Here is a 15,018-nt window from a genome sequence, read left to right as displayed (position 1 = left end):
TTCCGTCGAACACCGAGGTAGCCGCCGGTGCGGCACACGGGGGTACGCCGGCACCCGGCCCGTCACCGTGAGTGGACGCTACTGAGCGCTGACCTGCGACCCAACCCCTACGGACCCCTCATTCACCGGCCCCGGCAGGTGTCCGAGCCGGGCCGGTGGACCGTCAGCGGAGCTGCCCGGCGAGCGCCGGGAGGATGGCCCGGGGCCGGCCCGCCGGGGCGGCGCGGCGACGCCACTCGCGGGGATAGCCGACGGACACCTCCTCGAAGCGGACGCCGTCGTAGCGGGTGCTGCGCGGGATGTGCAGGTGGCCGTAGACGGCGACGCGGGCGTCGTAGTGCAGGTGCCAGTCGGCGGTGAGGTCGGTGCCGCACCACTGGGCGAACTCGGGGTGACGCAGGATCCGGGTCGGCTCGCGGACCAGCGGGTAGTGGTTGACCAGCACGGTGGGCAGGCCGTTGCGCTCGGCGTCCAACCGCCGTTCGGTGCGGATCACCCGGGCCCGGCACCACGCGTCCCGGCTCGGGTACGGGTCCGGGTGCAGCAGGATCTCGTCCGTGCACACCACCCCCGTCTCGTACGCCAGCGCCAGCGCCTGGGCCCGGTTGTAGGTGCCCGGTGGCCGCCACGAGTGGTCGTACCCGACGAACAGCGGCACCACCAGCACCGGGTCGCCGTCGGCGTCCCACACCGGGTAGGGATCCTCGGGCGTGAGCACGCCGAGCCGCCGGCACAGCGCCACCAGGTGCCGGTAGCGGGCCTCGCCGCGCAACTGCACCGGGTCGTCGCGGGGCGTCCACAGCTCGTGGTTGCCGGGCGCCCACACCACCCGGGCGAAGCGCCGGGCGAGCAGCCCGAGCGCCCATTCGACGTCGTGCAGGTACTCGCCGACGTCCCCGGCGACGATCAGCCAGTCGTCGTCGCCCTCGGGGCGCAGCCGTTCGACCAGCTCACGGTTCTCGGCGTACCCGACGTGCAGGTCGCTGATGGCGAGCAGCCGACCACCCCTAGCCCCGTCCGCACCCCTAGCTCCGGCACCGGTCACGACTTGCCGAACTCTCGCTGGATGATGGCGAAGATGTCGTCCTCACCGGCGTCGGCCAGGTCGTCGGCGACCGGCGCGGCGGCCGGCGGCGCGGCATCGCCCCGCCAGCGGGACAGCAACTCCTCCAGCCGTTGGGTGACCTGCGCGTCACGCCGCTCGTCGGGCACCGCGTCGAGCAGCCGCGCCAGGCGGTCGATCTCGGCGGTGACGCCGTCCGCCCCGGGCCGCAGTTCCCGACCCAGGTGCTCGGCGAGCGCGGCCGGGGTGGGGTGGTCGAAGACCAGCGTGGTGGGCAGCGCCAGGCCGGTTGCGGCGGTGAGCCGGTTGCGCAGCTCGACCGCGGTGAGCGAGTCGAAGCCGAGGTCCAGGAAACCGCGTCCGGCCCGGACCGTGGCCGGGGTGCGGTGCCCGAGCACGGTGGCGGCTTCGGCGCGTACCAGGTCGAGCAGGATCCGGTCCCGTTCCGTCGGGCCGGCGGCGGCGAGGCGGTCGCGCAGCGCCGCCGGGGCGTCCGTGTCGGCCGCCGGGGTGCCGGCGGGGTCGGCGGTGGCCTCCGGGATGCCGGTGAGCAGCGGGCTGGGCCGGCGGGCGGTGAACGAGGCGGCGAACCGCTCCCAGTCGACGTCGGCGACGACCACGGCGGTGTCGTCCCGGTCGAGCGCGCCCTGGAGGGCGGTCACCGCGAGGTCGGGGTCGAGCGCGGGCAGGCCGCGTCGGGCGAGCTGGTCCCGCTGTTCGCCCTGGGCCATGCCGGCGCCGGCCCACGGTCCCCAGGCCACGGCGGTGCCGGCCGCGCCACGGGCACGCCGCCGGGCGACGAGCCCGTCGAGGTACGCGTTCGCGGCGGCGTAACCGGCCTGCCCGGCGGAGCCCCACACGCCCGCGATGGAGGAGAACACCACGAACGCGTCCACCTCCGGCAGCAACGCGTCCAGGTTCGCCGCGCCGTCGACCTTGGCGCGCAGCACATCGGCCAGTTCCGCGCCGGTCATCGCGGCGAGCGGGGTGGCCTGGGCGGCACCGGCGGCGTGCACGACAGCGCGGACCGGTTCGGCTATGTTCGCCAGCAGCCCGGCCAACGCGGTCCGGTCGGCCACGTCACACGCCGCCACCGTCACCCGGACACCGCCGGCACCCAGACGCTCGACCAACTCCCCCGCACCCGGCGCGTCCGGCCCACGCCGGCTCGTCAACACCACATGCTCGGCACCACTGTCAGCCGCCCACCGCGCGACCCGCGCACCCAACGCCCCCGTACCACCGGTCACCAACACCGTCCCGGAAAACCGGAACTCCCGCCGCACCGCATCGTTCCCGGCCCGCACCAACCGCCGGGCGAACACCCCCGACAACCGCACCGCCACCTGATCCTCGTTGCCGCCCAGCACCCCACACACCCGACGCACCACCCGGTCGTCCAACACAACCGGCAGATCCACCAGACCACCCCAACGGCCCGACTCCTCCAACCCCGCCACCCGGCCGAGCCCCCAGGTCCCCGCCGCGACCGGATCCACCGGCCCGTCGGTGGCACCCACCGCCACCGCACCCCGCGTCACCCACCACACCGGACCGGAGAGGCCCGCCTCCGCGGCGGCCTGCACGGTGGCCAGCGCCGCGCCGGCACCGGCGCCGCCGAGCGCGAGCAGCGACACCACGCCGGCGGCCGGGTCGGCGTCGCGCAGCGCCTTGGCGAGCAGTTCCCGGTCGTCGTCCGGCCCGTCCAGCCGGACCGGCCGCACGCTCGCGCCGGCCGAGGTCATCCCGTCGGTCAGGGCCGCGACAAGCGTGTCGTCGATGCCGGCGTACGGCATCAGCAGCAGCCAGGTCCCGGTCAGCGTCGCGGTCGGCTCGGGTACGCCCGACCAGTCGACCCGGTAGCGCCACGAGTCGGCGGTGGCGCGTCGCCGGCCGGCGGTCCGCCACCGGGCGAGCGCCGGCAGCAGTTCGGCGACCGGCCGCTCGGTGCGGAACTCCGGGTCGAGGGTGGTGAGGTCGGCCTGTTCGACGGCGGCCCAGAACTCGGCGTCCGCCTCGCCGCCTCCGCCCGGCGCCGGCTGCGGGGTGTCCTCCTCGGACAGCCAGTACCGGGTGCGTTGGAAGGCGTAGGTGGGCAGGTCGACGATTACCGGTCGGCGTCCGTCGCGGGTGAACCAGGCCGCCCAGTCCACCGGCGTGCCGGCCACGTGCAACCGGGCCAGCGCCGTGGTCAGCGCGGTCACCTCGTCCTGGTCGCGCCGCAACGCCGGAACGTGCTGCACCGGCCGGTCGACCGGGATGTCGGCGGCCATCGCCGTCAACGTCGCGTCCGGACCCACCTCCAGGAACGTGCTCACGCCCAGTTCGTGGAGCGTGGCGACACCGTCGGCGAACCGGACCGCCTCCCGCACGTGCCGCACCCAGTAGTCCGGACCGGCGATCTCGGCGGGGTCGGCGAGCCGGCCGGTCAGGTTCGACACGATCGGCAGACGCGGGCTCTGCCAGTCCACACCACTGATCGCGGCCCGGAACCCGGCCAGCATCGGCTCCATCAACCGCGAGTGGAACGCGTGACTGACCGTCAACCGCTTCACCCGCCAACCCCTGGCAATGCACTCGTCGGCGACCCGGTCCAGATCCTCGACCAACCCGGACAGCACCACCGACGACGGACCGTTCACCGCCGCCACATCCACCCCGAAACCAGGAACCGCCCCCAGGCCGACTCCCGACTCCGCACCACCACCGGACGACAGCAACTCCCGGACCTGCGCCTCCGACGCCCCCACCGCCAGCATTCCCCCACCGGCCGGCAACGCCTGCATCAACGACCCACGCGCCGCCACCAGAGCACACGCGTCCGACAGGGACAGCACACCCGCCACATGAGCGGCCGTCACCTCACCGATCGAATGCCCCGCCAGATAATCGGCCGTCACACCCCACGACGACAGCAACTCCCACAGGGCCACCTCCACCGCGAACAACCCCGCCTGCGCGTAGGCGGTCTGGTCCAGCAGGTCACCCCCGTCGAACACCACCTCCCGCACCGAACGGTCCACGCGACCCTCGAACCCGGCACACACCCGGTCGAACGCATCCGCGAACACCGGAAACGCCTCATACAACTCCCGACCCATACCGGCCCGCTGCGCACCCTGACCGGTGAACAACACCGCCCGCCGACCCGAGGACGTCTCGCCGGTCACCACACCGGGCGCGGACGCATCCTCGGCGACGGCCGCCAGGCCGGCGAGCAGCGCGTCCCGATCCGTACCGATCACCGCCGCCCGGTGCGTCAACCCGGCCCGTGCGGTCGCCAGCGAGAAGCCGACCTCGACCGGCGACATCTCGGGGTGCCGCCGCAGGTGGTCGCGCAACCGGACCGCCTGGCCCGCCAGGGCCTCCGCCGAGCGGCCCGACACCAGCCACGGCACGACCGGCAGCGCGACGCTGGCCCGAGACTGCTCGGCCTCGACCGCCGGTGGCTCCTCAAGGATGACGTGGGCGTTGGTGCCGGAGATGCCGAACGACGACACCGCCGCGCGGCGCGGCCGGTCCACCGCCGGCCACTGACGCGCCGACGTGACGAGGTCCACCGCGCCGGCCGACCAGTCGACCTTGGACGACGGTCGGTCGACGTGCAGCGTGGCCGGCACCACGCCGTGCCGCAACGCCAGCACCGCCTTGATGACGCTTGCCGCGCCGGCCGCCGCCTGGATGTGCCCGATGTTGGACTTGATCGAGCCCAACAGCAGCGGTTCGGCGCGGTCCTGCCCGTACGTGGCGAGCAACGCCTGCGCCTCGATCGGGTCACCGAGCGTGGTGCCGGTGCCGTGCGCCTCCACCATGTCCACGTCGGCGGTGGTGAGGCGCGCCGAGGCGAGCGCGGCCCGGATGACGCGCTGCTGGGCGGGCCCGTTCGGCGCGGTCAGTCCGTTCGAGGCGCCGTCGGAGTTGACCGCCGAGCCGCGCAGCACGGCGAGGATCCGCCGGCCGTCGCGCTGGGCGTCGGAGAGTCGTTGCACCAGCAGCACACCGACGCCCTCACCCCAGCCGGTGCCGTCGGCGCCCTCGGCGAACGACCGGCACCGCCCGTCCGGGGCCAGGCCGCCCTGCCGGGAGAACTCGACGAACGTGGCCGGCGAGGCCATCACGGTCACGCCACCGGCCAGCGCCAGCGTGCACTCCCCGCTGCGCAGCGACTGGGCGGCCAGGTGCAGCGCGACAAGCGACGACGAGCAGGCCGAGTCCACGGTCACCGCCGGCCCTTCGAGGCCGAGCGCGTACGTCACCCGGCCGGACAGCACGCTGGTGGCGGTACCGGTGAGCAGGTGCCCGCCGACGTCCTGGTCGCGGCCCATCGCGGTCGAGGCGTACCCCTGGAAGCTGGCGCCGGCGAAGACGCCGACGCGTTCCCCGCGCAGCCGACCCGGGTCGATGCCGGCCGACTCGACCGCCTCCCAGGACGTCTCCAGCAGCAGGCGCTGCTGGGGGTCCATCGCGAGGGCCTCGCGGGGGGAGATGCCGAAGAAGTCGGCGTCGAACGCCGCCGCGTCGTAGACGAATCCGCCCTGCCGGGGGAACGAGGTGTCGGAGAGACGGCCGGCGAGGAACCGGTCCCAGCCCCGGTCGAGCGGGAAGTCGGCGATGCCGTCCCGTCCGGCGGCGAGCAGCTCCCACAGTTCGTCCGGGCCGGTCACGCCGCCGGGAAGGCGGCATGCCATGCCGACGACGACGATCGGGTCACCGTCGACCGCGACGGCGGCGCCGGGGGTCTCGGTGTCCGCCGGCTCCCCGGTCAGGGTGGCGGCCAGGTACGCGGCCAGAGCCGCCGGGGTCGGCTGGTCGAAGACGAGCGTGCTCGGCAGCGTCAGGCCGGTCTCGGCGGTCAGCCGGTTCCGCAGCTCGACGGCGGTGAGCGAGTCGAAGCCCTGCTGCTGGAACGCCCGGTCCGCGGCCACCGCGTCGGCGGCCGGATGGCCGAGCACCGCCGCGGCCTGGGTCCGGACCAGGTCGAGCAGGTGGCCGGCGCGTTCGGCGGGGGTCAGCGTGGCGAGCCGGCGAGCGAGGGGTGACGGGCCCTCGGCGGGCGTGGTCAGGGCGGGCCGGGCGTCGGGGAGTTCGTCGAGCAGCGGGCTGGAGCGGAGCGCGGTGAAGGAGGCGGCGAACCGTTCCCAGTCGACGTCGGCGACGACCACGGCGGTGTCGTCCCGGTCGAGCGCACCCTGGAGGGCGGCCACCGCCAGATCCGGGTCCATGGCGGGCAGGCCACGTCGGGCCAGGTGCTCCCGCGCCTCGCCGCCTTCCGCCATGCCGCCACCGGCCCACGGTCCCCAGGCCACGGCGGTGCCGGCCGCGCCACGGGCACGCCGCCGGGCGACGAGCCCGTCGAGGTACGCGTTCGCGGCGGCGTAACCGGCCTGCCCGGCGGAGCCCCACACGCCCGCGATGGAGGAGAACACCACGAACGCGTCCACCTCCGGCAGCAACGCGTCCAGGTTCGCCGCGCCGTCGACCTTGGCACGCAGCACGTCGCGCAGCTCGTCGGCGGTGACGTCGGCAAGCGGGGTGAACTGCGGCGCGCCCGCGGCGTGCACGACAGCGCGGACCGGTTCGGCGGCCAGCCCGTCGAGTAGCCCGGCCAGCGCGGTCCGGTCGGCCACGTCACACGCCGCCACCGTCACCCGGACACCGCCGGCACCCAGACGCTCGACCAACTCCCCCGCACCCGGCGCGTCCGGCCCACGCCGGCTCGTCAACACCACATGCTCGGCACCACTGTCAGCCGCCCACCGCGCGACCCGCGCACCCAACGCCCCCGTACCACCGGTCACCAACACCGTCCCGGAAAACCGGAACTCCCGCCGCACCGCATCGTTCCCGGCCCGCACCAACCGCCGGGCGAACACCCCCGACAACCGCACCGCCACCTGATCCTCATTGCCGGCCAACACGCCACACACCCGACGCACCACCCGGTCGTCCAACACGACCGGCAGATCCACCAGACCACCCCAACGGGCCGGCTCCTCCAACCCCGCCACCCGGCCGAGCCCCCAGGTCCCCGCCGCGACCGGATCGGTTTCGGTGTCCGTGGCGCTTACCGCGACCGCGCCCCGGGTCACCCACCACAGCCGGCCGGTGAGGTCGCTGTCGGCGAACGCCTGCACCGTGGCCAGTGCCGCCCCGGGCTGCGGGTCGAGCAGCGTCAGCACCCCGGCGACGTCGCCGCCGGTGGCGGCGGCGCGGAGCCGGTCGGCCGTCTCCCGCCGATCGGTGGGCGCGTCGAGCACCACCGGCACGACGTGGGCGCCGTGCGTGGCCAGGCCGGCGACCAGCGGGTGCTCGACCTGGTCGGCCGTGGTCACCACCAGCCACGTCCCGGTCAGGCCGGTCGGGGGTACGGAGGCCAGTGGCCGCCACTCCACCCGGTAGCGCCAGGAGTCGACGGTGACGCGGTCCCGTCCTGCCCGCCGCCAACGGGCCAACGCCGGCAGCAGGTCCCGCAGCGGCTGGTCGGCGGTGAGTCGTAGCTCGTCGCCGAGGCCGGTGAGGTCCTCCCGTTCCACCGCCGCCCAGAACCGGTCGTCGAGGTCGCCACCGCCGGTCCGCGTGACGGGCGCGGTCTCCGGCCAGTACCGGGTGCGCTGGAACGCGTAGGTGGGCAGGTCGACGGTGGTCGGTCGGCGTCCGTCGCGGGTGAACCAGGCCGCCCAGTCCACCGGTGTGCCGGTCACGTGCAACCGGGCCACCGCCGTGGTCAGCGCGGTCACCTCGTCCTGGTCGCGCCGCAACGCCGGAATGTGCTGCACCGGCCGGTCGACCGGGGTGTCGGCGGCCATCGCCGTCAACGTCGCGTCCGGACCCACCTCCAGGAACGTGCTCACGCCCAACTCGTGCAACGTGGCCACCCCGTCGGCGAACCGCACCGCCTCGCGCACGTGCCGCACCCAGTAGTCCGGCCCGGCAATCTCCACCGGATCGACGAGCCGACCGGTCAGGTTCGACACGATCGGCACACGCGGGCTCTGCCAGTCCAGACCACTGATCGCGGCCCGGAACCCGTCCAGCATCGGCTCCACCAACCGCGAATGGAACGCGTGACTGACCGTCAACCGCTTCACCCGCCAACCCTCGGCGGCGCACTCCCCCGCGACCCGATCCAGATCCTCGACCGGCCCGGACAGCACCACCGACGACGGACCGTTCACCGCCGCCACATCCACCCCGAAACCAGGAACCGCCCCCAGGCCGACTCCCGACTCCGCACCACCACCGACGCCGGACGAAAGCAACTCCCGAACCTGCGCCTCCGACGCACCCACCGCCAGCATCCCGCCACCGACCGGCAACGCCTGCATCAACGACCCACGCGCCGCCACCAGCACACACGCGTCCGACAGGGACAACACACCCGCCACATGCGCGGCCGTCACCTCACCGATCGAATGCCCCGCCAGATAATCGGCCGTCACACCCCACGACGACAGCAACTCCCACAAGGCCACCTCCACCGCGAACAACCCCGCCTGCGTGTAGACCGTCTGGTCCAGCAGGTCACCGCCGTCGAACACCACCTCCCGCACCGGCCGCTCCAGCCGACCCTCGAACGACGCACACACCCGATCGAACGCATCCGCGAACACCGGAAACGCCGCATACAACTCCCGACCCATGCCGGCGCGCTGCGCACCCTGACCGGTGAACAACACCGCCCGCCGACCCGACCGCTCCGCCCCGGTCACCACACCCGGGGCGGCATGCCCGTCGGCCAGCGCGGACAGGCCGGTGAGCAGCGACTCCCGGTCCGGAGCGACGACGGCCGCCCGATGCTCCAGCGCGGCGCGCGTGGCGGCCAGCGACCAGCCGACCTCGGCCGGTGTGACCTCGGCGTGCTCGCGCAGGTGGTCGAGCAGCCGGGCCGCCTGCCCGGCGAGGGCCGGGGCCGAGCGGGCCGACAGCAGCCACGGCGTGACCGGCAGCGGGGCGACCGCGTCCGGCGTGGGTACGTCGTCAACCGGTGTGGGCGCGTCGTCGACCGGCGTGGGCGCTTCCAGGATCACGTGGGCGTTGGTGCCGGAGATGCCGAACGACGACACCGCCGCCCGACGCGGCCGGTCCACCGCCGGCCACTGACGCGCCGAGGTGACGAGGTCCACCGCCCCGGCCGACCAGTCCACCTTGGACGAGGGGGCGTCCACGTGCAGCGTGGCCGGCACCACGCCGTGTCGCATGGCCAGGACCGCCTTGATGATCCCAGCGACGCCGGCAGCCGCCTGGGTGTGTCCCAGGTTCGACTTCACCGACCCGAGCAGCAACGGCTCGGCCCGCTCCTGCCCGTACGTGGCCAGCAACGCCTGCGCCTCGATCGGGTCACCCAGTTTGGTGCCGGTGCCGTGCGCCTCCACCACGTCCACGTCGGCGCCGGACAGTCGGGCGTCGGCGAGCGCGGCCCGGATGACCCGCTGCTGGGCGGGCCCGTTGGGGGCGGTCAACCCGTTCGACGCGCCGTCGGAGTTCACCGCCGAACCCCGCAGCACGGCGAGGACCCGCCGGCCGTCGCGCTGGGCGTCGGAGAGTCGTTGCACCAGCAGCACACCGACGCCCTCACCCCAGCCGGTGCCGTCCGCGCCCTCGGCGAACGACCGGCACCGCCCGTCGGCGGCGAGCCCGCCCTGTCGGGAGAACTCGACGAACGCGCCGGGGGTGGCCATCACGGTCACCCCACCGGCGAGCGCGAGGTCGCATTCGCCGGCGCGCAGCGACTGGGCGGCCAGGTGCAGCGCCACCAGCGACGACGAGCAGGCGGTGTCCACGGTCAGCGCCGGCCCTTCGAGGCCGAGCGCGTACGACACGCGGCCGGAGAGCACGCTGGCGGAGGCGCCGGTCGCGCCGTAACCGGCGAGGTGTTCGCCGCCGTACCGGATGAGGTGGTCGAAGTCCTGTCCGTTGGTGCCGGCGAAGACGCCGACCCGGCTGCCGCGCAACGAGGACGGGTCGATCCGGGCGTCCTCGATCGCCGCCCAGGACGTTTCCAGCAGCAGCCGCTGCTGCGGGTCCATGGCGACCGCCTCGCGGGGCGAGATGCCGAAGAACTGGGCGTCGAACGCGCCGGCGTCGTCCAGGAACGCGCCCCGGGTGACGTCCGGCGGCAGCGCGGTCAGGTCCCAGTGCCGGTCGCGCGGCAGGTCGGTCATGGCGTCGACGCCGTCGGTGAGCATCCGCCAGAACTCCGTCGGGGAGGCGGCCCCGGCGGGGAAGCGGCAGCCCATGCCGACGATGACGATCGGGTCGTCGTCGACCGGGCGTACCGCCGTGGTGGTGGTCCCGGCGGGCCCGCCGGCCAGCTCGGCGCGCAGGTGGGCGGCGAGGGCCTCGGGGTTGGGATGGTCGAACGCCAGCGTGGCGGGCAGCGTGAGTCCGGTCGCGGCGTCGAGCCGGTTGCGCAGCTCGACGGCGGTGAGGGAGGTGAAGCCGAGGTCCCGGAACGCGCGTCGGTGCGGCACCCGGTCGGCGCCGCCGTGTCCGAGGACGGCGGCGATCTCGCTCCGGACCAGCTCGCCGAGGGCGTCCTGCTGTTCGGCCGGGGTACGGCCGGCGAGCCGACGCCGCAGCGCGGCGGAACGGTCCTCCTCGGCGGCGACGGGGGTGGTGGTGAGCAGGTCGCGGAGCAGCGGGTCGGGTCGCTGGCCGGGGGCGGCGGCGATCCGGTCCCAGTCGACGTCGGCGACGACGAGGTGGGTCTCGTCGCGGTCGAGCGCCCGGTGGAACGCGCGGATCGCGCGCTCGAGGTCCATGGCGCGGACGCCGCCCCGGGCCATCCGGCGTTCGAACTCGCCGGCGCTGACGCCGCCGTCGGCCCAGAGCCCCCAGGCGACGGCGGTGGCGGGCAGCCCCTCGGCGCGGCGGCGGTGGGCGAGCGCGTCGAGCCAGGCGTTTCCGGGCGCGTAGTTGCCCTGGCCGGGGCCGGCCATGGTGCCGGCGAGGGAGGAGAAGAGCACGAACGCGGTGACGTCGTGGTCGCGGGTCAGCTCGTCGAGGTGGCGGGCCGCGTCGACCTTGGCGCGCAGCGCGGTGGCCATCCGGTCGACGGTGAGCGCGTCGGTGACGGTGTCGTCGAGGGCGGCGGCGGTGTGCACGACGGTGCGCAGCGGCGCGTCGGCGGGGACGGCGGCGAGGAGGTCGCGCAACGCGTCCCGGTCGGCGGCGTCGCAGGCCGCGATCGTGACGCGGGCGCCCTGGGCGGTCAGTTCGTCGCGCAGCTCGGCCGCGCCGGGCGCGTCGGGGCCGCGCCGGCTGATCAGCAGCAGGTGCGCGACGCCGGCGGCGGCGAGGGCCCGGGCGACGTGCGCGCCGAGCGCGCCGGTACCGCCGGTGACGAGCGCGGTGCCGCGCGGGGTCCAGCCCCGCGGCGCGGCGGCGGTTCGGGTGTCCCGGACCAGCCGTCGGGTGTACGCGCCGGCCGCGCGTACCGCCACCTGGTCCTCGGCCGGCTCGCCGCCGATCAGCCGGCGCAACCGGGGTACGGCGCGCGGGTCGGGCGTCGGCGGCAGGTCGACGAGGCCACCCCAGCGGTACGGGTGTTCGGCGCGCAGCGCGCCGCCGAGTCCCCAGAGCAGCGCCTGGTCGGGGTCGACGGCCGGGTCGGTGGGGTCGACGGCGACGGCGTCGCGGGTGGCGACCCAGAGCCGGGCGGTGCTGCCGGCGTCGCCGAGCGCCTGCGCGAGCGTGACCGTGCCGGCGAGCCCGGCGGGCACGGAGACGCTGTCCGGGTGGGCGCCGGTGGCCAGGCCGAGCAGCGACAGCACGGTCCCGGCCGGCGGCGAGGCGGTGAGTTCCCGGGCCAGGTCGGCGCGACCGTGACCGGCCGGCACGGTCAGGACCCGGACGCCGGGCCCGGTCAGCGCGTCGACCCACCGCCGGCCCACCTCGTCCACCTCGGCCGGTACGACGAGAAGCAGGTCACCGGCGTCGGGCCCGGTGGGGTCCGGCAGTGGCCGCCAGGTGACCCGGTAGTGCCAGGAGTCGAGCGTGGCTTCGCTCTCCCGGCGGCGTCGCCACGCGGAGAGCGCGGGCAGCACGTCGGCGAGCGGCGTGTCGGGGTCGACGGCGAGCGCGGCGGCGAGGCCGTCCACGTCCTCGTTCTCGATCACCTGCCAGAACGCCGTGTCGTCGTCGGGGTCGTCGCCGTGGTGGCGGGTGCGGGCGTCGAGCCAGTAGCGCTGGTGCTGGAACGCGTAGGTGGGCAGATCGACGGTGGCCGGACGCCGCCCGTCGCGGGTGAACCAGGCTGCCCAGTCCACCGGTGTGCCGGTCACGTGCAACCGGGCCACCGCCGTGGTGAGCGCGGTGACCTCGTCCTGGTCGCGCCGCAACGCCGGAATGTGCTGCACCGGCCGGTCGACCGGCGTGTCGGCGGCCATCGCGGTCAGGGTGGCGTCCGGGCCGACTTCCAGGAACGTGCTCACACCCAGCTCGTGCAGCGTGGCGACCCCGTCGGCGAATCGCACCGCCTCGCGCACGTGCCGCACCCAGTAGTCCGGACCGGCAATCTCGGTGGGATCAGCGAGCCGACCGGTCAGATTCGACACCACCGGCACACGGGGGGCCCGCCAGTCCAAGCCGGCGATCGCGGCCCGGAAGTCGGCCAGCATCGGCTCCATCAGCCGGGAGTGGAACGCGTGACTGACCTTCAACCGCTTCACCCGCCAACCCCGCTGCCCGCACTCCCCCGCCAGTTGGTCTAGCTCCTCGACCGCGCCCGAGAGCACCACCGACGACGGTCCGTTCACCGCCGCCACATCCACACCACCGCCGGAGCCCGAAACCGCCCCCCGGCCGGCTCCCTGCTCCGAGCCGCCACCACTGACGGCGGACACCAACAGCTCCCGGACCTGGGCCTCCGACGCCCCCACCGCCAGCATCCCGCCACCGGCCGGCAACGCCTGCATCAACGCACCCCGCGCCGCCACCAGGGCACACGCGTCCTCAAGCGACAACACCCCCGCCACATACGCGGCGGTCACCTCACCGATCGAATGCCCGCCCAGGAAGTCCGCGGTCACCCCCCACGACGACAGCAGCTCCCACAACGCCACCTCGACCGCGAACAACCCGGCCTGCGTGTAGACGGTCCGATCCAGCAGGTCACCGCCGTCGAACACCACGTCCCGCACCGGCCGCTCCAGCCGGCCCGCGAACGACGCGCACACCCGGTCGAACGCGTCCGCGAACACCGGAAACGCCGCGTACAACTCCCGGCCCATGCCGGCGCGCTGCGCGCCCTGACCGGTGAACAGCACGGCCCGCCGGCCCGGCGACGCCTCGCCGGTCACCACGCCCGCCGCCGACGCACCGTCGGCGAGCGCGGACAGGCCGGTGAGCAGCGACTCCCGGTCCGGGCCGAGCACCACCGCGCGGTGTTCCAGCGCGGCGCGGGTCGTCGCGAGCGACCAGCCCACCTCGGCCGGGGGCAGCTCGGCGTGCGCCCGCAGGTGGTCGGCCAGCCGTGCGGCCTGGCCGGCGAGGGCCGCCGCCGACCGCGCCGACAGCACCCACGGGGTGGTCGGCGGCAACCCGGCCGGCGGCGTCTCCGGCGACGGCTCGGGTTCCGGGGCCTCGATGATGACGTGGGCGTTGGTGCCGGAGATGCCGAACGACGACACCGCCGCCCGGCGCGGCCGGTCCACCGCCGGCCAGGGACGCGCCGACGTGACGAGGTCCACCGCGCCGGCCGACCAGTCGACGTGGGAGGAGGGGGCGTCGACGTGGATGGTCTGCGGCACGAGTCCGTGCCGCATGGCGAGGACCATCTTGATGATCCCGGCGACCCCGGCGGCGGCCTGGGTGTGGCCCAGGTTCGACTTCACCGACCCGAGCAGCAACGGCTCGGCCCGCTCCTGCCCGTACGTGGCCAGCAGCGCCTGCGCCTCGATCGGGTCACCCAGTCTGGTGCCGGTGCCGTGCGCCTCCACCACGTCCACCTCGACCGGTGACAGTCGCGCCGAGGCGAGGGCCGCCCGGATGACCCGCTGCTGGGCGGGCCCGTTCGGCGCGGTCAACCCGTTCGACGCGCCGTCGGAGTTCACCGCCGACCCGCGTACCACGGCGAGGACCCGGTGGCCGTGGCGGCGGGCGTCGGAGAGGCGTTCCAGCAGCAGCACACCGACGCCCTCGGACCAGCCGGTACCGTCGGCGCTGTCGGCGAACGACTTGCACCGGCCGTCCGGGGCGAGGCCGCGTTGCCGGCTGAAGTCGACGAACGTCTCCAGCGTGGTCATCACGGTGACGCCGCCCGCGAGGGCCAGCGCGGATTCGCCGGAGCGCAGTGACTGCACGGCCAGGTGCAGCGCGACGAGCGACGACGAGCAGGCGGTGTCGACGGTGAGCGCCGGGCCCTCCAGGCCGAGCGTGTAGGCGACGCGGCCGGAGAGCACGCTGCTGGCCGTGCCGCCGCCGATGAACCCGTCGACCGTGTCCGGCACCTCGTCGAGCCCGGCCGCGTAGTTGTGGTACATCATGCCGGCGAACACGCCGACCCGGTTGCCGCGCAGCGACAGCGGGTCGATCCGGGCGTCCTCGATCGCCGTCCAGGACGCCTCCAGCATGAGCCGCTGCTGCGGGTCCATGGCCAGCGCCTCGTACGGGGAGATGGTGAACAGCTCCGGGTCGAAGTTCCCGGCGTCGTGCAGGAAGCCGCCTTCCCGGGCGTACGTGCTGCCCCGCCGTTCCCCGGTCGGGTCGTACGCCCGCTCGGTGTCCCAGCCCCGGTCGGTGGGGAAGCCGGTGATGCCGTCGCCGCCGGCGGCGACCAGCTCCCACAACTGCTCGGGTGAGCGGACGCCGCCCGGGTAGCGGCAGCTCATCCCGATGATGGCGATCGGTTCGTGGTCCTTGGCGTCGGCCGCCCTCAGCCGTTCGCTGGTCTCGTGCAGGTCGGCGGTGACGCGCTTGAGGTACTCACGGAGCTTGGCTTCGTTCGCCATCGGGTA

At 74.8% G+C, this 15,018-nt stretch carries 2 protein-coding genes; both read right to left on the bottom strand.

Annotated elements, in window-relative coordinates; genetic code table 11:
* Positions 1 to 163 precede the first annotated feature (163 nt).
* Positions 164 to 1,045 carry a metallophosphoesterase family protein gene (locus ACIA6B_RS01400; protein ID WP_396769802.1) on the bottom strand — a complete coding sequence of 294 codons (882 nt, stop codon included), beginning with the start codon at positions 1,043 to 1,045 and terminating at the stop codon, positions 164 to 166.
* Entirely contained in the window at positions 1,042 to 15,012 is a 13,971-nt protein-coding gene (locus ACIA6B_RS01395; protein ID WP_396769800.1) for a type I polyketide synthase, read from the bottom strand. The genes ACIA6B_RS01400 and ACIA6B_RS01395 overlap by 4 nt, the downstream gene beginning before the upstream one ends.
* Between the last annotated feature and the right edge of the window lie 6 nt (positions 15,013 to 15,018).

Origin of the sequence: Micromonospora sp. NPDC051141 (assembly GCF_044455765.1) — a bacterium.
In the GTDB taxonomy this organism is placed as follows: domain Bacteria; phylum Actinomycetota; class Actinomycetes; order Mycobacteriales; family Micromonosporaceae; genus Micromonospora.
Note: the sequence above shows the minus strand (reverse complement) of the source record. Positions and strands in the feature narration are given on the sequence as shown.